The sequence below is a fragment of the Bacillus cereus G9842 genome, from assembly GCF_000021305.1.
Lineage (GTDB): Bacteria > Bacillota > Bacilli > Bacillales > Bacillaceae_G > Bacillus_A > Bacillus_A thuringiensis_S.
Genome location: NC_011772.1, coordinates 3638246 through 3661911 on the forward strand (window position 1 = coordinate 3638246; position 23666 = coordinate 3661911).

Sequence of the window (23666 nt, forward strand, 5' to 3'; positions counted from 1 at the left end):
TAAACCTTCTAATATAATAGCAGAGGAAGCACATTTCATCTAGTTAGCGGGGGAGAAAATTCATGGCATGGGAGATTTTTAGCATCATAGGCACAATCGCTTTCGCACTAAGCGGAGCCATTGTTGCAATGGAAGAGGATTATGATATTTTCGGGGTGTATATTTTAGGAATGGCAACCGCATTTGGGGGAGGTGCCCTTCGTAATTTATTAATCGGTTATCCGATTGTCGCGTTTTGGCAACAAGACATGTTATTCCAAATCGCACTTTTATCAATGACTATTATTTTTCTTTTTCCAAATAAGTTAATTAGACATTGGAAAAAGTGGGAAAATATCACTGACGCTATCGGCTTATCAGCATTTGCTGTACAAGGAGCATTATATGCTCAAAAATTAAATTTACCAATTAGCGCCACAATCGTGGCAGCTGTTTTAACTGGTATCGGCGGCGGTATCATTCGCGACCTTTTAGCCCGCAGAAAACCTCTCGTTCTTCGAGCTGAAGTATATGCCTTTTGGACAATTTTAGCAGGTTTCTTAATTGGCGCTCAAATTATTGTTAGCGATTGGGCTCTTTACATTTTATTCATTTTAATTGTTTGCTTCCGCATGGTTTCTATTCATTACAAATGGCATTTACCGCACAGACGTATCGAAACGAAAGAACGTTCAATGCATAAATAGCAATCTAACCTCTTTACATATCGTAAAGAGGTTTTTCTTTTCTAACGATTTTTTCTTTATATAATGTTTATACTAATTTTTAAAGTGAGGTGAATACAAATGACAAACCACGTTAATAAAGGAGCTCAAAAAAGTTCAGTAAACCAATTTGGACACGACCCTAATTCAGCACACGAAAAGAGCGCTAAAATGGAACGCTTCCATAAAGCGCACCAAGAAAAAGCAAAAAAAGAGTAAACGAACTTATACACAAAAATAGACGCACAGTTTATGTACTGTGCGTCTCCTCTTCGAGCATCAAATCCATACTCGATATTCCAATTAAATCATTTTTATCATACGTATCTTCTTGCAACAACCGCATCGCCTGTGTACGAATTGATTTTTCAACAATATTCCGTACATACCGCCCATTACTAAACGATGTAATTTGCGACGAATACTTCACCGCATGTAAATGATCCCTAAATTTCCATTCAGCTTCTTTTGATAACTGATATTCACGATCTTCATACATTCTCTTTCCAATTTCCAATAGCTGATTTACCGAGTAATCCGCAAATTCAATAATAAATGGAAAACGAGACTGCAGCCCTGGATTTAATGAAAGAAAGTGATTCATCTCTCTTGAATATCCAGCTAAAATCAATACAAAACCATGTTGTTTATCTTCCATATGTTTTACAAGCGTATCAATTGCTTCTTTTCCAAAGTCCTTCTCTCCTCCTCGAGCTAAAGAATAAGCCTCATCAATAAACAAAATACCTCCCATTGCTTTTTTTATTAAGTCTCTTGTTTTTTGAGCTGTATGGCCGATATACTCTCCTACAAGATCAGCACGTTCAGCTTCAACCAAGTGGCCTTTCGATAGAATATTCATCTCAAACAGCAATTTCCCTATCATTCTAGCAACAGTTGTCTTCCCTGTACCCGGATTCCCTTTAAACAACATATGAAGTACTTGCTTCTCAGACTTCAATCCCTTCTCTTGTCTTTTTTTATTCACATAAATCCAAGCATATATTTCTTTTATTATCTTTTTTATATCATCCATCCCAACAAGCTTCCCCATCTCTTCTTCAATTCTCTGCAGCATTTCATGTTTAATTGTAGTTTCATTTGAAATTACCGTTTTATTTTCTGTGGCTGGCAAAGAAATTTTCTTTCGATGGTTTAACACAATATTAATTTGATTGTTGTTTTTCTTTCGCATCGATTGTTCCATACAATCACCTCATTTTATCCCGCTATTTGCGGGCAGTAAGACTCCCACCTCGACATTCAGCAAACGCTTGGTATTTAAGCGGGAGATAACCGCCCGTAAATGCCCGATTGGTTCAACTAATAATCGCAGAGGATGAACAAAATCCCCACTGATTATAGTTTCACTTTATCCACTCACCAAATATTATTATTCCTGTCCCCCTTGTAAATGCCTATTTTCAGAAAAGTTTGCTATAATATAAGAAATAATTAAGGTGGTGGGACTATGGAGACAACGGAATTCCATGATACAATACAAGCCTTTTCTATTTTTTTATTGAATAAAGGCCGAAAACCCTCAACTATTAAACGTTATGTTTATGACGTTGAAGACTTCGGACATTGGTTAGAAAAAAACAAAAAGCTCCCTTCCAGTAATATATGGGCTACACTTTGTACAAAAGACTACGAAGATTACTTTTCCGATTTAAAAACGAATCGACATTACTCAGAAAAAACGATGCATCGTGTATTTACTGTATTAAATAGAATGCATCACTTTCTAAACATTCCCAATCCATTGAAGAATATGGAAATATCTATTCAACCAGACCGTACACTTCGTAACGAAGATTTCATTTCACCTGATGAAGAAAAAAGATTAAAGTATATAGTCACTTCATTAGAAGGACTTTCAGAAAAACAACTTCCTGTGCGCCCTTTATTAATGGATCGCAATATTGCTATTTTAAATCTATTGATCGACTACGGTTTATCCTTACAGGAACTTACAGCATTAACAATGCATCACGTTCACTTTGAAACTAACACATTGTCAATCCCAGCAACCGCAGGTGTAGAAAGAACAATTACATTAGCAAAAGAAGACAAAAAACAACTATATAATTATTACAAAAGTATCCCAGAACCAGTTCGTCCTAAGTATCATAGTGATGATTCATTGTTTGTCGCATTTGATTTTAACCGCGGAACATACAGGTGGGTATATGAAAATGATGCACCAAAGGCATTAACGGAAATTGCTATACAAAAAATGATTCGCCTCGAAGTGGCTAGAGCCAATTTACGTAAAGGAATTTCAGGACAACATTTTCGTAACACCTATATTTTAAACTTAATAAAAAAAGAAACTCCTGAATCAGAAATTATAAAACTCGCTGGATTCAAATCAAAAATTTCATTAAAGCGATATTATCAATACGCAGAAAATAGAAAAAACGCCTTATTGTAAGGCGTTTTTTCTATTTTTTCTTTAAACAAACGATTTTACTATGACCATTTAACTAATTTCTGCATCTACTATGATGAGTTTCGTTCACATTTTCATGAGAAAGGAGAGATTTAATGTCTCGTTATAACGACAGTCAAAACAAATTCTCCAAACCATGCTTTCCAAGTAGCGCCGGACGAATCCCAAATACTCCATCAATCCCAATTACTAAAGCTCAACTTAGAACATTTCGTGCGATTATTATTGATTTAACAAAAATAATCCCAAAACTTTTCGCAAATCCATCTCCCCAAAACATTGAAGATCTAATCGATACATTGAACCTACTAAGTAAATTTATTTGTTCACTAGACGCTACTTCCTCCCTGAAAGCACAAGGGTTAGCTATTATTAAAAACTTAATAACTATATTAAGAAATCCAACCTTTGTAGCAAGCGCTGTATTTATTGAGCTTCAAAATCTCATTAACTATTTACTATACATTACAAAATTATTCCGAATTGACCCTTGCACACTTCAAGAGCTTCTTAAATTAATAGCAGCATTACAAACTGCTCTAGTTAATTCTGCTTCGTTCATTCAAGGACCTACCGGACCTACTGGGCCTACTGGACCAGCAGGCGCTACTGGTGCCACTGGACCTCGAGGTAACACGGGCGCTACTGGACCTCAGGGACCTCAAGGTAACACAGGCGCTACCGGCAATACAGGCGCTCAAGGACCTGCGGGTGCTACCGGCGCTACTGGACCTCAGGGACCTCAAGGTAACACAGGCGCTACCGGCAATACAGGCGCTCAAGGACCTGCGGGTGCTACCGGTGCTACCGGACCTCAGGGGCCTCAAGGTAACACAGGCGCTACCGGTGCTACTGGACCTCAAGGTGTTCAAGGTAACACAGGTGCTACAGGTGCTACCGGCGCTACTGGACCTCAAGGTCTTCAAGGTAACACGGGTGCTACTGGTGCCACTGGCGCTACTGGTATAGGAGTTACCGGACCTACCGGACCTTCTGGCGGGCCTCCTGGACCTACTGGACCTCAGGGTAACACGGGTGCTACTGGCGCTACTGGACCTCAAGGTCTTCAAGGTAACACAGGTGCTACGGGTGCCACTGGACCTCAAGGTCTTCAAGGTAACACAGGTGCTACGGGTGCTACTGGACCTCAAGGCGTTCAAGGTAACACGGGTGCTACCGGCGCTACGGGTGCTACTGGACCTCAAGGTGTTCAAGGTAACACGGGTGCTACTGGCGCTACTGGACCTCAAGGTCTTCAAGGTAACACAGGTGCTACGGGTGCCACTGGACCTCAAGGCGTTCAAGGTAACACGGGTGCTACCGGCGCTACGGGTGCTACTGGACCTCAAGGTGTTCAAGGTAACACAGGTGCTACGGGTGCTACTGGACCTCAAGGTGTTCAAGGTAACACAGGTGCTACTGGCGCTACTGGACCTCAAGGTCTTCAAGGCAACACGGGTGCCACTGGACCTCAAGGCGTTCAAGGTAACACGGGTGCTACCGGCGCTACGGGTGCTACTGGACCTCAAGGTCTTCAAGGTAACACGGGTGCTACTGGCGCTACTGGACCTCAAGGTGTTCAAGGTAACACAGGTGCTACCGGCGCTACTGGACCTCAAGGTCTTCAAGGTAACACAGGTGCTACTGGCGCTACTGGACCTCAAGGTGTTCAAGGTAACACAGGTGCTACTGGCGCTACTGGACCTCAAGGTCTTCAAGGTAACACAGGTGCTACGGGTGCCACTGGACCTCAAGGTCTTCAAGGTAACACAGGTGCTACCGGCGCTACTGGACCTCAAGGTCTTCAAGGTAACACAGGTGCTACTGGCGCTACTGGACCTCAAGGTGTTCAAGGTAACACAGGTGCTACTGGCGCTACTGGACCTCAAGGTGTTCAAGGTAACACAGGTGCTACGGGTGCCACTGGACCTCAAGGCATTCAAGGACCAACGGGTGCTACCGGCGCTACTGGTATAGGAGTTACTGGACCTACTGGACCTTCTGGTGGGCCTACCGGACCTACTGGGCCAACTGGACCTAGCTTCCCTGTAGCAACAATTGTTGTAACAAACAATATTCAGCAAACAGTACTGCAATTTAATAACTTTATTTTTAGTACTGCAATTAACGTAAACAATATTATCTTCAACGGCACAGATACAGTTACTGTTATCAACGGTGGTATTTATGTAATTAGCGTATCCATTTCTACAACTGCGCCAGGATGCGCTCCACTCGGAGTAGGAATTTCAATTAATGGAGCAGTCGCAACTGATAATTTCTCTTCAAATTTAATAGGCGACTCACTTTCATTTACTACAATCGAAACATTAGTAGCTGGTGCAAGAATTTCTGTCCAATCTACTCTTAATGAGATTACGATTCCTGCGACAGGAAATACTAACATCCGCCTTACTGTATTTAGAATCGCTTAAATTTCACTATATATTGTTTATGACAAATAAAAAAAGAGCGAGAAACTCGCTCTTTTTTTGTTATGTACAATAATTCATTACTATTCTAATTCAATTGAAACATTTTTTTGTGGTACAAATGTAGAAATTGCATGTTTATAAATAAGCTGTTGCTTACCTTCTGTTTCCAGTAGGACTGTAAAATTATCAAATCCTTTAATTAGTCCACGAAGCTGGAAACCATTTAATAAGTACAGCGTAACAAACGTATTTTCTTTACGGAGTTGATTTAAAAACTGATCTTGAATATTGATTGATTGCTTCATGTCGAATCCTCCTCTTTTTCTCTACTTACTATTATTCGACTTTACTTGTAACTTTCCTTCTATGTATCGTAAAATTTCTGACGTTTTTTCACCGTCTGTAACATCAAACCACGTGACATCCATTTTATTACGGAACCACGTTAATTGACGCTTTGCATAACGACGCGAATTCGTCTTTAATTGTGATACCGCATCTTCTAAAGAGGCTCGATTCTCAAAATAATCATAGATTTCTTTATATCCAATCGCTTGAATAGATTGACAATCTCGTATCCCTCTATTATACAGCCCTTCTACTTCCTCTAATAGGCCTTGTTCCATCATCAAATCCACTCGTAAGTTAATGCGATCGTATAGCATTTCTCGATCCATTGTCAAGCCAATTAATGAAACATCATAGAGTAACTCTTTTTCTTGTTTCTCAATTTGGTCACTCATTTTTTCACCCGTCGTGTGGAAAATTTCTAACGCCCGAATGACACGTCGTACATTATTTGCATGAATACGCTCTGCACTTTCTGGATCTACTTCTTGCAATTTTTTATGTACATATTCCACACCGCGTTCTAAAGCTAACTTTTCCATTTGCTCTCGGTATATCACATCACCAGCATCATCTGTAAACTGATAATCGAATAAAACAGATTGTATATAAAGACCGGTCCCACCAACTATAATTGGTAATTTACCACGTTCTGTAATTTCTCGAATATGTTTGCGAACACGTTCTTGAAATTCCGCGACAGAAAATGAATCTTCCGGATTTTTTATATCGACCATATAATGTGGAATTCCGTCCATCTCTGCTTGTGTTACCTTTGCAGTTCCAATATCCATCGTTCGATAGATTTGCATGGAATCACCACTAATAATTTCACCGTTCAACGCTTTGGCAAGATCGATACTTAACTTCGTCTTTCCAACAGCTGTTGGTCCAATGATGACAGCAACTTTTTCACGTTGCACTTCTCCCATAGCATTCAACTCTCTTTATGTAATATACTCCATCTATTGATTATACCCAATCTTACCAATTTTAACGGCATGATTGCAAGTTCTTTCATTTCGGTACATGAAATTACATATAAAAAAGAACATAGTTTGTCCAATTCTGCATATACATGATAAAAATAGTTTCGAGAGGATGAGTTAACTATGAAACAATCCACCATCAATTTTTCATCTTTGACAAAAGACCTCATTTTAGCTACTTCTACAAAAGAACAAAATTGTTCACAAGAGGAATTATACTTCGCCCTAAATTGTTTACTACGGGCTTTTCATTCTACTCTCCATGAAACAACATCACATCCAGAAAATAAAAATACAGAATATATACAAACACAATTTTGCAGTGCATATAAAATTATTACAGGTAAAACTATTTATCCCTTTCAATAATCCATAAAAAGCGGTTGCTTACATAATTTCAAGCAACCGCTTTTTATATTAATATCGATAACCTATTGTATAACTTTCACTTTTACAGATTTGCGCCCCCAGCTATTAGCACTACCATCTGAACCGACTAATACATCAATACGATTTCCTTTAATCGCACCACCAGTGTCTCCAGCAATCGCTTCTCCATATCCTTCTACCCATACTTTTGAGCCAAGCGGAATTACTTTCGGATCAACAGCAATTACTTTCATATTTGGATTTGCTGTCAAATCATGCCCCATTGCAGTTAATACACGACCACCATACGAACCATTCTCACTCGGATCTGCTGTATATGCCGTCGCTTCTACTGTAATTTCACGACCACCAGTAGGCGCACTTTTTTCAGTAGATTTCGCAACTGGTTTTGCAGCCGGCTTTTCTTTTACCACAGGTTTACTTGATTCTACATTCTTAATAGAATCGTTACTCTTAACAGACTCTTTATTCTTAACTGCTGTATTATTTTTAACCGGCGCTTCTTCTTGAGCTACAACTTCTTTCTTTTCAATTACAGGTGCCGTTCCTGTTAAAAATGGCACGTGAACATATCCGACTTTTCCATTGTAGTCGAATTGTAACCATTCATTTTGAACTTGATTCGTCGTTTCAATCACATCATCTTTATTAAGTTTACCTAAAATTTCAGAATCAGTATTCGCTCCAGCACGAACATTTAATACGCCCGCCGTTACATAATATGTGCTCCTTGTAAACTCAGCACTTACAAACGCTTCCTTACCGTTTAACTTAATTTTTGTCCATCCATTTTCTGTATTTATAACATCTAGTGTATTCCCACTTAACACTTTACCTACAAGCTTTGACTCTACATTTGGGTTTTCTCTAACATTTAATACGTCTGTTGTTACAATTGTTTCCGCTTTAGCAGAACCTGCAAAAATCCCAAGACCAAAAACTGCTGCTGTTGCTATACTTAATAATTTTTTCATGAATAGCCTCCATTTGCTTTGTTTTCGTATTTTCATTATAGCAACAGATTTTTAGAATTTTTAGAAATCACACAATTACAAAGCATTCGTAATATACGATTAATGAGCTGTAACATAAATTTCCATATTAATAAAATGTATTTTTAATACAATCTCCAATGGTTTTCATATATTTTTTACATACGAGCACAAGAACTTTTTCCAGAAAAAATTACAGTGTTACTTTTTTGTTACAAAAAACCCAAAATTCATTACATCTTTTACCAAAAAGCATCAATATTCCATTGTTAACCTATTTTTTTGTAATAAAAAGAAAGCAGCTACTAAAAGCTGCTCTCTTTTCATTTGTTATTGAACTTTCTTTTTCCAAACACCTAGCATAATAGCCGAGACAATCGTTCCAATTAATATAGAGAAAATATATAGTAACGGTTTATTTACTAATGCTATTACAAATAATCCACCATGCGGTGCCGGTAATGTAATTTGGAATAACATAGATAACGCACCTGCAATACTTGAACCAACAACACAACTTACGATTACTCGAACCGGATCTGCAGCTGCAAACGGAATCGCACCTTCTGTAATGAACGATGCTCCCATAATATAATTTGTTAAACCAGATTTACGTTCCGCTTCTGTAAACTTTGATTTAAAGAATGTAGTTGCGAATGCAATCGCAAGTGGCGGTACCATACCACCAGCCATAACTGCTGAGTGCACTCCAAAATTCTGTGCTTCTATTGCAGCAATACCAAACGTAAATGCCGCTTTATTAATTGGACCACCCATATCAATTGCCATCATACCACCTAAAATAAGACCTAGTAATATAGCATTCGTACCATTTAAACCATTTAACCACCCTGTCAACATTTCATTTAATGCTACTACAGGCGGAATTACTACTTTTTGCATTACAACTCCTGTAATCAATAATCCAAAGACTGGATATAACAAAACAGGTTTAATTCCTTCTAATTGTACTGGTAGTCCTGAAAATAATCTTTTTAACCCTAAAACAACATATCCAGCTAAGAAACCAGCAATTAATCCACCTAAAAATCCAGCATTCGCATTCGCCGCTAAAAATCCACCTACAACACCAGGCATAAAACCAGGACGATCAGCAATAGAGCTTGCAATAAATCCAGCTAAAATTGGTACAAGGAATAAAAACGCACCTGTTTTTCCTCCACCAATTGACATGAACAATTCAGCTAAAGGACCTTCCGCCTTTATACCACCAAACGAAAATGCTAGCGCTATTAAAATCCCGCCACCAACAACGAATGGAAGCATATTACTTACACCGCTCATTAAATGCTTATAAATTCCTAATCCTTTTTCTCTCTCAATACTTTCTGTTTTCCCATCCTCTTTTACACCTTTAAAGATTGGTGCATCTTGTTTGACAGCTCGTTTAAGCAGATTTTCCGTTTTTCTAATCCCATCAGCAACTGGCACTTGAATGACATGTTTACCAGCAAAACGATTCATTTCTACTTGTTTATCTGCCGCAACAATAATAGCTGTTGCACGTTCAATATCCTCTTTCGTTAAACCGTTTTTAATACCTGTTGATCCGTTCGTTTCAACTTTAATCGCTATTCCTAACTCTGCCGCTTTTGCTTTTAAGCTATCCGCCGCCATATATGTGTGAGCGATTCCAGTTGGGCAAGCTGTAACAGCAAGTACGTACGGTTCATTTCCTTCTGGTTTTGCAACTTCAATCTCTTCTTCTTTTTCATTCTCTTTTTCATCAAATAGTTGAAGAAGCTCACTTTCATCCTTCGCTTCTAATAGTTGCTTGCGAAACCCTTCATCCATTAATAATGTCGATAAACGAGACAACGTTTCTAAATGAGTATTATTCGCTCCTTCACTTGCAGCAATCATAAAGAATAAGTGTGCCGGTTGTCCATCAAGCGACTCATAATTGATACCGCTTACACTTCTACCAAAACAAATCGATGGTTGTTTAACAGCCTTTGTCTTCGCATGAGGTATTGCAATACCTTCCCCTATTCCAGTCGTACTTTGGGACTCCCGCTTTAAAATAGCTTCTTTAAATTCCGTTTTACTATTTAAACGATTTGCCCCGTTTAATTTCTCAACTAATTCATCTATGACAGCTTCTTTATTTGAAGCTGTCATATCCATAATGACTGTATCCCTTTTTAATAGTTCTGTAATTTTCATATGTTGCTTCCCCCTATCGCTTAGCTACAATTACTTGCGACAATAATTCTTCTACTTTTTCCTTCTTACATAAATCAGCTGAAAATGCTGTTGCACTCCCTGTTGCAACGCCGTATTGAAATGCCTTTTCAATATCTTTTGTCTGTTCATATTTGCCTACAAACCCTGCAACAAGAGAATCTCCGGCCCCAACTGAATTAATTACAACACCTTTTGGAACAGTCGCTTCATATATACCTTCTGCCGTAAATAATAAAGCTCCCTCTCCAGCCATCGATACGATAACGTGTTTTACACCTTGTTCAATTAATTTTCTTCCATAAGGTAAAATGTCTTCTACTGTTGAAAGCTCCACTCCAAACAACTCACCAAGTTCATGGTGGTTTGGCTTAATTAAAAACGGCTTATTTTTAATTACATGTTGCAGTGCACTTCCACTTGCATCTACTACTACACGAATACCTTTTTCAGCTCCAAACGCAGCAATTGATTCGTAAAAGGTACTTGGAATAGAGACTGGTACACTCCCAGCGAGTACAACACAATCTCCAGGTTGCATACTCTCAATTTTTTTCATTAACTGTTCGAACTGCTCTTTTGTTACAATAGGACCTTGGCCATTTAATTCTGTTTCTTCTTTCCCTTTTATTTTCACATTAATGCGAGTATCTTCATCTACTTGGACGAAGTTTGTTGTTACACCTTCCGTCTGTAATACCTCTTTAATAAATTGACCAGTAAATCCACCAGTAAATCCAAGTGCTATATTTTTAACACCTAAACGCTGAAGAACACGAGAAACATTAATTCCTTTTCCTCCAGGAAACTTCATATCTTTCTCCGCTCGATTTATTGTTCCTAAATCAAAAGAAGGAACTTGCACTACATAATCAATAGATGGGTTTAAAGTAACTGTATAGATCATTGTTTATCAGCCTCAATTACATTGGTTTGTTTTTTATATTTTTCTAAATCAATTTCTAAATGGTTTGTAATAATATTTGCATCTTCAACATTTGCAATTTTCGCAAACGCAACTTCTGAAAACTTACTTTCATCAATTAAGAAATATCCTTCGTTTGCTAATGTTAATGCCATTTGTTTTAGGAGCGCTTCTTCTGGATCTGGCGTTGTAAAGCCAAGCTGTTCATGTACACCATTTGCACCTAAAAAACATTTATCAAAGCGATACTTCTGCATACTTTCCTGTGCCATAGCACCGATTAAAGCTTTCGTCCTACTCTTCATCATTCCGCCTAGTAAATACGCACGAATATTATTTTCAACTAAAGCTTCAATATGCATAAGTCCATTCGTAACGACAGTAACATCTTTATTGATTAAAAATGGAATCATTTCAAATGTTGTACTCCCTGCATCTAAATAAATACAATCACCTTGTTCAACAACGCTAGCCGCATAATTAGCAATTTGTTGTTTTATTTGAATGTTTTTGGATGATTTTTCAACCATCGTTGGTTCTTGCCCTTTTCCTGTTAAAACAGCGGCACCACCATGAACTCTTTTTAATAACCTTTGCTTTTCCAATTGTGCTAAATCACGGCGAATTGTCGACTCAGAGCTTTCTGTTCTTTCAACTAATTGCTGTAATTTTACAACTTTCTGTTCTTTTACAAGTTGCAATATCATTTGATGACGTTCAGGAGTTAACATTTTATTCACCTCTTCTTTGATTACAGTATAATGAAAACGGTCACAAAAATCAACCATAAACAATCAAAAATAATCATAAACATTCATAAACGCTTATAAAAAACAAAAAAGAAACCTATTCGATCAAACAATCAAATAGGTTTCTTTTCTAAATTCACTTATAAAGAAGCTTTATATATACTTAGAACATCATCTTTATTTAATTTTTTAAAGTTACCAAATTCACCATACACCATCGCTTTATTAGCCATTATATCAATTTCATTTTCTCCAATACCGTAATCAGCTAATGTTGCTGGCGCTTCAATTGAAGTCCAAAATTGACGCAGTGCCTCAATTCCTTCTAACGCCACTTCTTTATCTGTTTTGCCATCTGTTTCTATATCAAATACACGAATAGCGAACTGTTTAAAACGACTTACATTTTCCTCTACAACATGTTTCATCCAGTTCGGGAATAAAATCGCAAGCCCACCTCCATGCGGTATATCATGAACAGCAGAAACTGCATGTTCAATATTATGAGTTGCCCAGTCACCTCTTACTCCCATCGCTAAAATGCCATTTAACGCCATCGTTCCGCAATATAAAATTGTTTCCCTATGCTCATAATTTTCTAAATCACTTAAAAGCTTAGGTGCTGTTTCAATGACTGTTCTTAAAACAGATTCACAATAACGGTCTTGTAGTTCTGTATTCGTTCCATGATGGAAATATTGTTCTAATACATGTGACATAATATCTACCATACCATAAATCGTTTGATCTCTCGGTACAGATGCAGTATGAACTGGATCTAAAATTGAAAACTGCGGGAATGTAACTGGGCTTCCCCATCCATACTTTTCATTCGTTTCCCAATTTGTAATTACCGAGCCTGCATTCATTTCAGAACCTGTCGCAGCAAGAGTAAGTACAGTGCCAAATGGTAATGCCTCACTAGCAAATGCTTTTTTCGTTACAATATCCCATACATCTCCATCATATTTGCTACCAGCAGCAATCGCTTTCGTACAGTCAATTACACTTCCTCCACCAACTGCTAAAATAAATTCAACTCCATTATCTTTACAAATTTGAATCCCTTTCTTTACAGTTGATACACGAGGATTCGGTTCAACACCCGTCAATTCAAATACTTCTGCATTAATATCCTTTAAAATAGAAATTACATTATCATAAATACCGTTTCTTTTAATACTGCCTCCTCCATATACGAGAAGAACCTTCTTACCAAACTGTGGAATTTCAGTTTTTAACTGTTCTAATTGATTTTTACCGAAAATAAGTTTCGTTGGATTACGAAATACAAAATTTTGCATATTTCTTTACCATCCCTTCTATATGAAAAGCAACTATACTTTTGTATACCATATTTTTTTCATTTCACAAAAAGATTTGCTTAACAAAAAAGCCCCAGCCTAAGGGCTGAGACTTTTATTGATAATAAGGTGAGATCATTAAGTAAACAATAACACCAGATAAACTTACATATAACCAAATTGGCATCGTCCAACGTACAATTTTACGGTGACGTGTTAATTGATTTGTAAAACCAAATACAAGTGCAAACAATGCAAGTGGTACAATAATTGCTGCTAGGATAATATGTGTAATTAAAATGATGAAATACACATATTTAATGAATCCTTCTCCGCCAAAATGTGTTGCTGGCGCCAAGTAATGATACGATAAATAAGAAACACAAAATAGCAACGTCGTTGTAAATGCTGCGAGGATAAAACCACGGTGCATTTTCACATTCTTTTTAATAATAGAGTATAAAGCTGCTAATAAGAATACGAACGTAAAGCTATTAAAAATCGCATTTAACATTGGTAAAATTGTTACATCAAAATGTACTTCTCCTTCATAGCCAACAGGTCCAAAGAACAAAAATAAAATAATCGCATTTACAATTACAGAAAGCGTTATCACAATAGGAGCATAGCTTTTCTGATTTGTTGATTGATCCACCAAAATGGTCACTCCCTCTTCCTTCGAGTATGTATACATAACCTCACTATTTTAACATATTATTCACAGTGTAAATGTGACAATAGTTTGACACAGCAAGACAAGACAAAGAAAAAAATCCTTCTTAATAAAACTTCTTAAGAAGGATTTTATCGCTTTATTATTCAAATAGCAACGCGATTAATTTTTGTTAAAAAATGTATCGCTATATGCTTGAAAAATTTCAGACACTTGATATCCCATTAATGAAATTGCTGTTAATGAAAAGAAACCAATCATAAGAAATCGAAACCACATATAAATCTCCTCCTTGTATTTAGCTTAAAAAACGTTAGCTACCTTACAAGTTGCGTGGCACTCTTCATCATCACTTTCCTTCTTCTTTACAATTGCTGTTATAAATCGAATCATAAAGAATAGTACAAAAGGAAATTGTTCGTAATTCACATTGGCATAGTTTAGCAACGGCTCGCGCTGCACATCGAACGGAGATGAGAAGGAATAGAACATACCTTGCTCTTCCATATATACAATTACAATTTTCATGCAAAATACTATTCCTAGAAACGAAACAATATCTTGCCATTCTGTCGTATATAACAAGTTATACAGCTCTAATACGTACTCTTCCAACATCATCCCCCCCTTCCTTTTTTACCATTCTGCTCGCCTTCGTATAAAAAGTCAAGAAAAAAGTTTATATTCACTATGACAATAGTAATTACTTGTTTCTATGATTATATATGATTCTTTTATAGCAATGATTGGGTGTAACTCTCTTCTAAAACAAGAAATTAGAATCGAACAGATTCCTCATTTTTACTTTCGGAATTCAATACTGTACTATTTTTATTTCTATTAAAAATAAAATAAGAAATTATTATAAGAAGAGTAACAAGTATCGTTAATAGTGCCTGTGAACGTAAAGATTCAATTGCGATCATTGCAACTAAAACTGCTATAATCGCAGCAATTGTAACATATGTTACATATGGAAAAAGCCACATCTTCACTTTCAAATTTTGTTGTTCTGCTTTCCCCATTTTTTTACGTATCTTGAAATGTGAAATTGCTATAACGAGATAAACGAGTAATGCAATACCGCCAGATGCATTCACTAAAAATAAAAATACTTTATCTGGAGATATGTAACTAAAAACAACTCCAATGTAAGCAAAGAAAGTTCCAAATAAAACCGCCCGAACCGGAACACCACTACTATTCAATTTCAAAAATGCCTTTGGTGCATCTCCTCTTTCTGCCATTGAAAAAAGCATTCTTGAGTTCGTATATAAACCCGAATTTAAACAAGAAAGTACAGCTGTTAAAACGATAAAATTCATAATTTGTGCTGCCGCTGGTATCCCTATATGTTCCAATACCGCCACAAATGGGCTTTTTAGTATGTTCGCTGAATTCCACGGAAGGAGTGTAACAACTACAGCGATCGATCCAATGAAAAATACGAGAATACGCCAAATCACACTATTTGTTGCTGTTTTTACTGCTTTTACAGGTTCGGCAGACTCTCCAGCGGCTACAGCAACAATCTCTGATCCCATAAATGAAAATATAACGACGGTAATTCCAAGTAACACCGAACTTATACCATTTGGCATAAATCCTCCTTGCCCTACTAAATTCGAAGTGCCAGGTGCTTCCGTTCCTGGTACAAATCCTAAAATAACAGCAAGACCTAAGCAAAGGAACAAAACAATACTTATTACTTTAATAAATGAAAACCAATATTCAAATTCTCCAAATGATTTCACCGAGAAAACATTCGTCAACGTTAATAAAATCGTTAATATTAAGCTTAATAACCAGAGTGGGATTTCCGGAATCCAGTATTGAATAATACCAGCACCTGCTGTAGCTTCTATTGCAATAACAATTACCCAGAAAAACCAATATAGCCACCCAATTGTATAACCTGCCCATGGACCAATTGCTTCTCTTGCATATGTTGCAAATGAACCACTTGTCGGATTAATAGCTGCCATTTCCCCCAGCATTCTCATAACGAAAATAACTAGAAGCCCTGCTAATGCATATGAAACGATAGAACCAGGTCCTGCCGAATGCACAACCGCACCACTTCCAACAAACAAACCAGCTCCTATTACGCCACCAATTGAGATCATTGTAATGTGGCGTATTTTGAGGTCTTTCTTAAGATTTTTATCCAACTCTTGTACATCCCCTTCCAAACTAAATTTGAAATTTATGTAAGAGTACTGTGCGAAAGATTTTGTCCTATACTTTAAAATATATCAAAATATTCTGAATTTAACAATTGCAATTCAATCTCCTTCAAAAATTATTTCATTAGGTTTAATACTTTCCCATACACAATTGTTGAGAAAATTATAGTCCTCTTACAAAAGAAAGAATTTTCAGATATCATTAAATAAACAAGATTATACATCTAGACAACTTTTTGTATAGGAGTGTTAATATGTTAAACAAGTTCAAATTTTTTTGTTGTATTTTAGTAATGTTCTTACTACTACCGCTATCCCCTTTCCAAACACAAGCAGCAAACAATTTAGGTTCAAAATTACTCGTTGGATACTGGCATAACTTCGATAACGGTACTGGCATTATTAAATTAAGAGACGTTTCACCAAAATGGGATGTAATCAATGTATCTTTCGGTGAAACTGGTGGTGATCGTTCCACTGTTGAATTTTCCCCTGTATATGGTACAGATGCAGAATTCAAATCAGATATTTCTTATTTAAAAAGTAAAGGAAAGAAAGTAGTTCTTTCAATAGGTGGACAAAATGGGGTCGTTTTACTCCCTGACAATGCCGCTAAGCAACGTTTTATTAATTCCATACAATCTCTGATTGATAAATATGATTTTGATGGAATAGATATTGACCTTGAATCGGGTATTTACTTAAACGGAAATGACACTAATTTCAAAAACCCAACTACTCCTCAAATCGTAAATCTTATATCAGCTATTCGAACAATCTCAGATCATTATGGTCCAGATTTTCTATTAAGCATGGCTCCTGAAACAGCTTATGTTCAAGGCGGTTATAGCGCATACGGAAGCATCTGGGGTGCATATTTACCAATTATTTATGGAGTGAAAGATAAACTAACATACATTCACGTTCAACACTACAATGCTGGTAGCGGGATTGGAATGGACGGTAATAACTACAATCAAGGTACTGCAGACTACGAAGTCGCTATGGCGGATATGCTCTTACATGGTTTTCCTGTAGGTGGTAATGCAAATAACATTTTCCCAGCTCTTCGTTCGGATCAAGTCATAATTGGACTTCCTGCAGCTCCAGCGGCCGCTCCAAGTGGCGGGTACATTTCTCCAACTGAAATGAAAAAAGCTTTAGATTATATCATTAAGGGCATTCCTTTCGGAGGAAAGTATAAACTTTCAAATCAGAGTGGCTATCCTGCATTCCGCGGCCTAATGTCTTGGTCTATTAATTGGGATGCAAAAAACAACTTTGAATTCTCTAATACTTACAGAACATATTTTGATAATCTTTCCTTGCAAAAATAATAAAAAACAACAATAGGTTACATAACCTATTGTTGTTTTTTATTTATGTAAATTACTTTTTCACTTCTACATGATGAAGAGATTCTTTTTCATCTCTTACATAACTATTCACAAGACTTAAAAGTAATTTACCACCAATTAACATTGCTTGTTCATCAAAATCAGCACGTAGCGCTATCGTCTTCCCAGGTCTTCCACCTTCAATTACGCCGATTACTCCTCTGCTCCCGATATTTGTTTTCACATCAATATGAAAACTTTTTAAGATTTCAGCTATTTTTCTCGGCGTTTCTATTTCTTGAAACGATAGCTCTGGATATTGATGAAAATCTCTTCGTCATGAAACTATTTGGTTATATAAACTTTCCAATTCTTTATGCCATGTTTCTATCCTAGAAATTCCCCTTTCTTTATTTAACACTTTAAACGAAACTTACATAATATTCAGTATTTAACCATTAAAAAAAGAGAACTTTCTCTAAAAGTCCTCCTACTATTCTAGTCACTATTTTGCTTCAACACAAAAATTGAAAGTTCAGGTACACTCCAAAATCTAACAGGCATCCTAGTAGTCCCAATGCCACGATTTACATATAAATATAACGGCTTACTCTTCCCCTCTACTTCATACATACCTTCAACATAGTTCTCAGCTAGTTTGGTAGTAATTAACGGACCTACAAAAGGAATTTGGACTTGTCCTCCGTGACTATGTCCTGACAGTTGAAGATCAACTGGGTAACGATTGATTTTGGTTACAACATCCGGCTCATGTACTAATAACATGTTGAAATCATTTTGTTTCAAGTTTTTTAAAGTTGAATCTATTTGCGGCTTCCCTAATAGAAAATCATCCAAACCTGATATTGTAATATATTTGCCGTTTTCCACTTTAATTTTCTGCACTTCATTTACTAATACAGAAAAACCAGCTTCCTCCATATATTTTTTGTAAAATAAACTACCGCCCCCGCCCCTATCATGATTCCCAAACACAGCATATTTCCCTAAGGGAGCGTAAATTTTCTGCAAAATAGCCTTCGCTTCTTCTCTTTCCGCACTATAAGACCCAAATTTATCTATTAAATCTCCAGTAAAAACTACTATATCTGGATGTAATTCATTCATCTTCTCCACTAAATGTTCAAGTTGTTTCAGTGTAAACTCTGGTCCTAAATGTACATCTGAAAACTGTAATATTTTTTTATTATTAAATTCTTTAGGAATTGCAGAAGCTTCTATTTCATTCCACGTAACTGTTACTAATTTTCGTTCTATTTCTGTCGCATAATAATACAAACTTACTGGTATCATTAATATACTTATAAAAATAATAATAAATATCTTTACGATTGATTTTTTTCGTTCTTTTTTTACATGATTCGTATTCATGTTTTCACCTCTAGAAACACTTTAAATCCTTATTGTTACATTAATGTGACAACATGAACAATGTTATCAATATGTCGTTCCCTCTCTATTCACTTTGACAATTTTATACAGAAGTCATAACATATTTTTATAATACGTAGATTTTTGAATTTTTTCTATTCATTCCATCATTTTATTACGGAGGGGTTATTCATGTCTGTATTTACACCAGAAGAAATTACGAAACTTGCTGCGAATTCAGGAAGGAAAAAAGGTCATTTATCATTGCTCCCTATGCTAATTCTTGGTTTTTTTGGTGGTGCTTTTATCTCATTAGGGTATTTACTCGATATTCATGTTATTGGGACAATGCCAAAATATTGGGGATCATTTTCTAGTTTTCTAGGCGCTGCTGTATTCCCTATTGGTCTTATTCTCGTTATTCTTGCAGGCGGTGAACTAGTTACTGGTAACATGATGACAGTTTCTATGGCCTGGTTCCAAAAGAAAATTACTTTATTTTATTTCATACGAAATTTAGTTATTGTTACATTTAGCAATTTCATAGGAGCTGTATTCGTAGCCTATTTTTTCGGTCATATCGTCGGCTTAACTGAAGGAGCTTTTTTAGCGAAAACTATTTCTATCGCTCAAGCGAAACTACAAGATACACCATTGCAAGCATTTATTTCTGCAATCGGATGTAATTGGCTCGTTTGTTTAGCTGTTTGGCTCAGTATGGGAAGTAAAGAATTTATCGGAAAGATTATCGGTATTTGGTTCCCAGTTATGACTTTTGTTGCGATTGGATTTCAACACGTTGTAGCCAATATGTTTGTCATCCCAGCTGCGATTTTTGCCGGTCATTTCACTTGGGCTGAATATTTTCCAAACTTTATTTTTGTTTTCTTTGGAAATTTAGTAGGGGGTATGTTATTTGTAGCACTACCTTACTTCATATCTTATAATAAGAAACTACCTTCTCATCAAGAGAAGACTGAAATGAAGAACAAATCTCTATCCGCTTAAATGGAATGTCTATAAAGTGTCCTAAAAAATATTACAAATTTCATTTTTTTTGCGAATATATGTACGTACACTTGTTCTCGAATGTTTTATACGTTATAATAACAACTTAAATAGCATTATTTACATATGAGGTGAAAAACATGAACAAAACAGAATTAATTAAAAACGTAGCACAAAATGCTGAGATTTCTCAAAAAGAAGCTACTGTAGTTGTACAAACTGTAGTAGAATCAATCACTAACACTTTAGCTGCTGGTGAAAAAGTACAACTTATCGGATTCGGTACATTCGAAGTTCGCGAAAGAGCTGCTCGTACAGGCCGTAACCCACAAACTGGTGAAGAAATGCAAATCGCAGCTTCTAAAGTACCTGCTTTCAAAGCTGGTAAAGAACTAAAAGAAGCTGTAAAATAATGAAAAATATCCTTCTCATTTATGAGAAGGATATTTTTTTCATAACATAATTAATAAAAATCTGACCATTATGCTGTTTCTTTTGTTCTTTTATGCAAATAAAACCTTTACTTTAAAAAAAAGGTTTTGCGGTAATGCTCGCCTCTGTATATATCTCCCTATGCCCCAATTTCACTGCTTCTTTTTCTAACATCTGTAGTATGTATGAAGCGACTCTTTTCCCTTGATAATCTTTATGTGTAAATAAACGATCTACGTAATGATCATCGTTATAATCCCTAAATCCCAATATCACACCGTTATGATCCGCTACATAACTAATATTCTTCTCTAAAGACTTTAACCAGCTTTCTCTATCTAGTCGATTTGGTGCCCACGCCTGTAGCTGTAACTCATTATAATCTTTTGCATTAACCGTATGAACTGTCTCATAGAAAAATTGTAATACTTGCTCTAAATCTTCTTTCTGAAATGTTCTAACTATAATATCTTTTAACATATATAAGTCTCCTTACCAAACTACCTCTTAACTTTTCTACTACATACGATTCCATATTTCTTCTTTATTATATCGTTTTAATTTCTATACGAACAAAAAAACAATACTTATTCAAAGTATTGTTTTTTAATTCTATTCAATTACTTTAATGTAGCTTTTTAAGACTTTAATTTAACTCTTTGTAATCTTAATGCATTTAATACAACGGATACAGAACTAAATGCCATCGCTGCTCCAGCAACCCAAGGTGCTAAGAAGCCTAATGCCGCGATTGGAATTCCTAACGCGTTATAAGCTAATGCCCAGAATAAATTTTGTTTAATATTTCTTATCGTCATTTTACTCATAAAGATCGCATCAGCAATACTATTTAAATCCCCACGGATTAACGTAATATCTGCCGCTTCCATCGCTACATCCGTTCCTGTTCCAATTGCCATACCGATATCCGCCGTAGCAAGAGCAGGAGCATCATTTATTCCATCTCCAACCATTGCTACTTTCTTACCTTGTGCTTGGAGTTTTTTCACTTCTTCTGCTTTTCCTTCTGGCAATACTTCTGCAATTACGTGATCAATACCAACTTGCTTTGCAATCGCCTGAGCAGTTTGTGTATTATCTCCTGTAATCATCACAACGTCTAGACCCATTTTTTTCAGTCTTGCGATAGCTGCTTTTGAAGTATCTTTCACAGTATCTGCAACGGCAACTATACCGGCATATTCTTTATCGATTGCAATAAGCATTGCTGTTTTTCCTTCTCGTTCTAGCGCTTCCATTGATTTAGAAACTTCTTCAATATCAATATTGAATTCCTTCATTAATCGACGTGTGCCAATTAATAATTGTTTTCCTTCTACAACTGATTCGATACCGAATCCTGGAATCGCTTCAAACGTTTCTGAACTTGGGATATCAATTTTCTTTTCTTTAATTCCTTCTACAATCGCTTCTGCAAGTGGATGTTCAGAATTTCTTTCTGCTGCCCCTACTAAACGTAGTATTTCTTCTTCACGGAATCCATCTGCTACAATTACATCTGTTAACACCGGCTTCCCGTTTGTCACAGTACCTGTTTTATCTAGAATAACTGTATCTAATCGGTGTGTTGCTTCTAAATGCTCCCCGCCCTTAAATAAAATACCATACTCAGCCGATCTTCCTGATCCTGCCATAATAGATGTAGGCGTTGCAAGCCCTAATGCACACGGACAAGCGATAACAAGTACGGCAATCATTTTCTCAAGTGCTCCGCCAAAATCACCAGGTGTAACAAATAGCATCCACACTGCAAATGTGATAATTGCAATCACAACTACAACTGGTACGAAAATACCTGAAATTTGATCTGCTACCCTTTGAATAGGAGCTTTTGAACCTTGAGCCTCTTCTACTACTTTAATAATTTGAGCTAATGCAGTATCTCTGCCTACCTTAGTGGCTTTCACTTTTAAAAACCCATTTTTATTTATTGTAGAACCGATTACTCCATCTCCAATTGTTTTATCAACCGGAATACTTTCGCCTGTTAACATCGATTCATCTATCGCTGACTTTCCTTCTACAATTTCCCCATCTACTGGGATTTTTTCACCAGGCTTTACATAGACGATATCACCAGCTACTACTTCTTCAATCAAAATTTTTATTTCTGTTCCATCTCGCACAACTGTAGCTGTCTTCGCTTGTAAACCCATCAATTTTTTAATCGCTTCTGATGAGCGCCCTTTTGCTTTCGCTTCAAATAATTTACCTAAAATAATTAATGTAATAAGTACCGCACTCGTTTCAAAATATAAATCTGTCATATGTTCCGAAGAACCAATAGATTGAATACTTAAATATACACTATAGAAATAGGCGGCCGACGTTCCAAGCGCCACGAGAACATCCATATTAGCACTTTTATTGCGTAACGCTTTATAAGCCCCAACATAAAACTGTCCACCAATGATAAATTGAACAGGAGTTGCAAGTGTTAGTTGCACCCAAGGGTTCATTAACATATCTGGTAAATAAATAAACGAAGTAAATGAGAAATGACTAACCATTGCCCACAATAATGGGAAAGATAAAATAAACGAAATAATAAACTTCTTCTTTTGTCGCTCAATTTCTTGTAATCGATGATCAGTTGATGCATCTTGATCATCTGGTTTCACTTCTAATTTATATCCTAGCTTCGTAATCACGCTCTTCATTTCATTTACATTAACTTCATCAGGATTAAAGTCTACTGTGGCTGATTCTAAAGCAAAATTTACTGTCGCCTTGTTCACACCATCTAACTTATTTAAACGCTTTTCAACTCTATTTGCACATGCTGCACATGTCATTCCTGAAACAGTAAATTCAGCTTTATCACTTACAATTCCATATCCTAACGATTCAACTTTTTCTTTAAATTGTTGCGGATTTGTTTTAGTTGGATCGTACATTATTTTTGTTTTTTCAAGCGCAAAATTTACATTTGCCTCATGAACACCTTCTACTTTTTTTAGACCTTTTTCAATTCTATTTGCACATGCCGCACATGTCATTCCTGATATTTGAAGATTGGCCTCTTTTTTTTCATTCATGTCTCTCACCTCTATATACCCTTATGAGGTATAATTATTAGCAAAATAAATCGTACTTCATTTAAAGTACGATTTATCTCCAT

At 36.3% G+C, this 23666-nt stretch carries 21 protein-coding genes and 2 pseudogenes; 8 read left to right on the forward strand and 15 right to left on the reverse strand.

Features of this window, described 5'->3' with window-relative positions; all coding sequences use genetic code 11:
* The first annotated feature begins 62 nt into the window (after nucleotides 1-62).
* Nucleotides 63-686 (forward strand): trimeric intracellular cation channel family protein, encoded by a 624-nt coding sequence (locus BCG9842_RS18170; protein WP_000312267.1) that lies wholly within the window; start codon nucleotides 63-65, stop codon nucleotides 684-686.
* A 99-nt stretch (nucleotides 687-785) separates the two neighbouring features.
* On the forward strand, nucleotides 786-923 hold the full coding sequence (locus tag BCG9842_RS31385; protein WP_000181505.1) for a hypothetical protein: 138 nt from the start codon (nucleotides 786-788) through the stop codon (nucleotides 921-923).
* 31 nt (nucleotides 924-954) lie between these two features.
* Here the strand turns inward: BCG9842_RS31385 and spoVK are convergent, their stop codons facing one another.
* The gene (gene spoVK, locus BCG9842_RS18180) at nucleotides 955-1911 is read right to left on the reverse strand and encodes a stage V sporulation protein K (protein WP_000438196.1); all 957 of its coding nucleotides are present in this window, start codon (nucleotides 1909-1911) and stop codon (nucleotides 955-957) included.
* Nucleotides 1912-2175: 264 nt separating this feature from the next.
* Between spoVK and BCG9842_RS18185 the strand changes: the two genes are divergently transcribed.
* Nucleotides 2176-3141 carry a tyrosine-type recombinase/integrase gene (locus tag BCG9842_RS18185; RefSeq protein WP_000450330.1) on the forward strand — a complete coding sequence of 322 codons (966 nt, stop codon included), beginning with the start codon at nucleotides 2176-2178 and terminating at the stop codon, nucleotides 3139-3141.
* A gap of 113 nt (nucleotides 3142-3254) precedes the next feature.
* A complete protein-coding gene (locus tag BCG9842_RS18190; protein ID WP_000092677.1) occupies nucleotides 3255-5594 on the forward strand; it encodes a Gly-Xaa-Xaa repeat protein in 2340 nt (779 codons plus the stop codon).
* A gap of 80 nt (nucleotides 5595-5674) precedes the next feature.
* Here the strand turns inward: BCG9842_RS18190 and hfq are convergent, their stop codons facing one another.
* Complete coding sequence (gene hfq, locus BCG9842_RS18195; RefSeq protein WP_000813896.1) at nucleotides 5675-5899, reverse strand: RNA chaperone Hfq; 225 nt, start codon at nucleotides 5897-5899, stop codon at nucleotides 5675-5677.
* Nucleotides 5900-5920: 21 nt separating this feature from the next.
* Nucleotides 5921-6874 (reverse strand): tRNA (adenosine(37)-N6)-dimethylallyltransferase MiaA, encoded by a 954-nt coding sequence (gene miaA / locus BCG9842_RS18200; protein ID WP_000504954.1) that lies wholly within the window; start codon nucleotides 6872-6874, stop codon nucleotides 5921-5923.
* Nucleotides 6875-7054: 180 nt separating this feature from the next.
* Between miaA and BCG9842_RS18205 the strand changes: the two genes are divergently transcribed.
* A complete protein-coding gene (locus BCG9842_RS18205) occupies nucleotides 7055-7300 on the forward strand; it encodes a hypothetical protein (protein ID WP_000814431.1) in 246 nt (81 codons plus the stop codon).
* Between the two features lie 62 nt (nucleotides 7301-7362).
* Here BCG9842_RS18205 and entD read toward each other — a convergent pair whose 3' ends face one another.
* The 8 genes from entD to gabP form a co-directional block, all read right to left on the reverse strand.
* Nucleotides 7363-8295, reverse strand: a complete 933-nt coding sequence (gene entD, locus BCG9842_RS18210) for a cell wall-binding protein EntD (protein ID WP_000735455.1) — start codon at nucleotides 8293-8295, stop codon at nucleotides 7363-7365.
* A 348-nt stretch (nucleotides 8296-8643) separates the two neighbouring features.
* Nucleotides 8644-10500, reverse strand: a complete 1857-nt coding sequence (locus tag BCG9842_RS18215) for a PTS fructose transporter subunit IIABC (protein ID WP_000704616.1) — start codon at nucleotides 10498-10500, stop codon at nucleotides 8644-8646.
* Nucleotides 10501-10513: 13 nt separating this feature from the next.
* On the reverse strand, nucleotides 10514-11425 hold the full coding sequence (pfkB, locus tag BCG9842_RS18220; protein WP_000640856.1) for a 1-phosphofructokinase: 912 nt from the start codon (nucleotides 11423-11425) through the stop codon (nucleotides 10514-10516).
* Nucleotides 11422-12174, reverse strand: a complete 753-nt coding sequence (locus BCG9842_RS18225) for a DeoR/GlpR family DNA-binding transcription regulator (RefSeq protein WP_000957288.1) — start codon at nucleotides 12172-12174, stop codon at nucleotides 11422-11424. Before BCG9842_RS18225 ends, pfkB begins: the two co-directional genes overlap by 4 nt.
* 158 nt (nucleotides 12175-12332) lie before the next feature.
* Nucleotides 12333-13496, reverse strand: coding sequence for an iron-containing alcohol dehydrogenase (locus tag BCG9842_RS18230; RefSeq protein WP_001179113.1), 1164 nt, complete (start codon nucleotides 13494-13496; stop codon nucleotides 12333-12335).
* A 115-nt stretch (nucleotides 13497-13611) separates the two neighbouring features.
* Nucleotides 13612-14154, reverse strand: a complete 543-nt coding sequence (locus BCG9842_RS18235) for a DUF420 domain-containing protein (RefSeq protein ID WP_000228316.1) — start codon at nucleotides 14152-14154, stop codon at nucleotides 13612-13614.
* Between the two features lie 318 nt (nucleotides 14155-14472).
* Nucleotides 14473-14787 (reverse strand): hypothetical protein, encoded by a 315-nt coding sequence (locus BCG9842_RS18245; protein WP_002162598.1) that lies wholly within the window; start codon nucleotides 14785-14787, stop codon nucleotides 14473-14475.
* Nucleotides 14788-14945: 158 nt separating this feature from the next.
* Nucleotides 14946-16340 carry a GABA permease gene (gene gabP / locus BCG9842_RS18250; RefSeq protein WP_000360100.1) on the reverse strand — a complete coding sequence of 465 codons (1395 nt, stop codon included), beginning with the start codon at nucleotides 16338-16340 and terminating at the stop codon, nucleotides 14946-14948.
* Between the two features lie 269 nt (nucleotides 16341-16609).
* Here gabP and BCG9842_RS18255 point away from each other — a divergent pair, with 269 nt between their 5' ends.
* Nucleotides 16610-17692, forward strand: coding sequence for a chitinase (locus BCG9842_RS18255; RefSeq protein WP_000932446.1), 1083 nt, complete (start codon nucleotides 16610-16612; stop codon nucleotides 17690-17692).
* A gap of 154 nt (nucleotides 17693-17846) precedes the next feature.
* Here BCG9842_RS18255 and BCG9842_RS31680 read toward each other — a convergent pair.
* Both BCG9842_RS31680 and BCG9842_RS18265 read right to left on the reverse strand, forming a co-directional pair.
* Nucleotides 17847-18083: pseudogene (locus BCG9842_RS31680) on the reverse strand (amidohydrolase); the annotation flags it as partial.
* Nucleotides 18084-18190: 107 nt separating this feature from the next.
* Nucleotides 18191-19084, reverse strand: a complete 894-nt coding sequence (locus BCG9842_RS18265; RefSeq protein ID WP_001095333.1) for a metallophosphoesterase — start codon at nucleotides 19082-19084, stop codon at nucleotides 18191-18193.
* Nucleotides 19085-19276: 192 nt separating this feature from the next.
* Here BCG9842_RS18265 and BCG9842_RS18270 point away from each other — a divergent pair, with 192 nt between their 5' ends.
* Both BCG9842_RS18270 and BCG9842_RS18275 read left to right on the forward strand, forming a co-directional pair.
* Complete coding sequence (locus BCG9842_RS18270) at nucleotides 19277-20092, forward strand: formate/nitrite transporter family protein (protein ID WP_000110552.1); 816 nt, start codon at nucleotides 19277-19279, stop codon at nucleotides 20090-20092.
* Nucleotides 20093-20232: 140 nt separating this feature from the next.
* Nucleotides 20233-20505 carry an HU family DNA-binding protein gene (locus BCG9842_RS18275; RefSeq protein WP_001043904.1) on the forward strand — a complete coding sequence of 91 codons (273 nt, stop codon included), beginning with the start codon at nucleotides 20233-20235 and terminating at the stop codon, nucleotides 20503-20505.
* A 19-nt stretch (nucleotides 20506-20524) separates the two neighbouring features.
* On the opposite strand, the pseudogene BCG9842_RS18280 reads toward BCG9842_RS18275, so the two are convergent.
* A pseudogene (locus BCG9842_RS18280) lies at nucleotides 20525-21004 on the reverse strand (GNAT family N-acetyltransferase).
* 158 nt (nucleotides 21005-21162) lie between these two features.
* Complete coding sequence (locus BCG9842_RS18285) at nucleotides 21163-23583, reverse strand: heavy metal translocating P-type ATPase (protein ID WP_001003184.1); 2421 nt, start codon at nucleotides 23581-23583, stop codon at nucleotides 21163-21165.
* Nucleotides 23584-23666 lie beyond the last annotated feature (83 nt).

Excerpts from the sequence above, each read along its gene's own strand:
- BCG9842_RS18170 (WP_000312267.1), top strand. The coding sequence starts at position 63 with ATGGCATGGGAGATTTTTAGCATCATAGGCACAATCGCTTTCGCACTA.
- BCG9842_RS31385 (WP_000181505.1), top strand. The coding sequence starts at position 786 with ATGACAAACCACGTTAATAAAGGAGCTCAAAAAAGTTCAGTAAACCAA.
- spoVK (WP_000438196.1), bottom strand. The coding sequence starts at position 1,911 with ATGGAACAATCGATGCGAAAGAAAAACAACAATCAAATTAATATTGTG.
- BCG9842_RS18185 (WP_000450330.1), top strand. The coding sequence starts at position 2,176 with ATGGAGACAACGGAATTCCATGATACAATACAAGCCTTTTCTATTTTT.
- BCG9842_RS18190 (WP_000092677.1), top strand. The coding sequence starts at position 3,255 with ATGTCTCGTTATAACGACAGTCAAAACAAATTCTCCAAACCATGCTTT.
- hfq (WP_000813896.1), bottom strand. The coding sequence starts at position 5,899 with ATGAAGCAATCAATCAATATTCAAGATCAGTTTTTAAATCAACTCCGT.
- miaA (WP_000504954.1), bottom strand. The coding sequence starts at position 6,874 with ATGGGAGAAGTGCAACGTGAAAAAGTTGCTGTCATCATTGGACCAACA.
- BCG9842_RS18205 (WP_000814431.1), top strand. The coding sequence starts at position 7,055 with ATGAAACAATCCACCATCAATTTTTCATCTTTGACAAAAGACCTCATT.
- entD (WP_000735455.1), bottom strand. The coding sequence starts at position 8,295 with ATGAAAAAATTATTAAGTATAGCAACAGCAGCAGTTTTTGGTCTTGGG.
- BCG9842_RS18215 (WP_000704616.1), bottom strand. The coding sequence starts at position 10,500 with ATGAAAATTACAGAACTATTAAAAAGGGATACAGTCATTATGGATATG.
- pfkB (WP_000640856.1), bottom strand. The coding sequence starts at position 11,425 with ATGATCTATACAGTTACTTTAAACCCATCTATTGATTATGTAGTGCAA.
- BCG9842_RS18225 (WP_000957288.1), bottom strand. The coding sequence starts at position 12,174 with ATGTTAACTCCTGAACGTCATCAAATGATATTGCAACTTGTAAAAGAA.
- BCG9842_RS18230 (WP_001179113.1), bottom strand. The coding sequence starts at position 13,496 with ATGCAAAATTTTGTATTTCGTAATCCAACGAAACTTATTTTCGGTAAA.
- BCG9842_RS18245 (WP_002162598.1), bottom strand. The coding sequence starts at position 14,787 with ATGTTGGAAGAGTACGTATTAGAGCTGTATAACTTGTTATATACGACA.
- BCG9842_RS18255 (WP_000932446.1), top strand. The coding sequence starts at position 16,610 with ATGTTAAACAAGTTCAAATTTTTTTGTTGTATTTTAGTAATGTTCTTA.
- BCG9842_RS18265 (WP_001095333.1), bottom strand. The coding sequence starts at position 19,084 with ATGAATACGAATCATGTAAAAAAAGAACGAAAAAAATCAATCGTAAAG.
- BCG9842_RS18270 (WP_000110552.1), top strand. The coding sequence starts at position 19,277 with ATGTCTGTATTTACACCAGAAGAAATTACGAAACTTGCTGCGAATTCA.
- BCG9842_RS18275 (WP_001043904.1), top strand. The coding sequence starts at position 20,233 with ATGAACAAAACAGAATTAATTAAAAACGTAGCACAAAATGCTGAGATT.
- BCG9842_RS18285 (WP_001003184.1), bottom strand. The coding sequence starts at position 23,583 with ATGAATGAAAAAAAAGAGGCCAATCTTCAAATATCAGGAATGACATGT.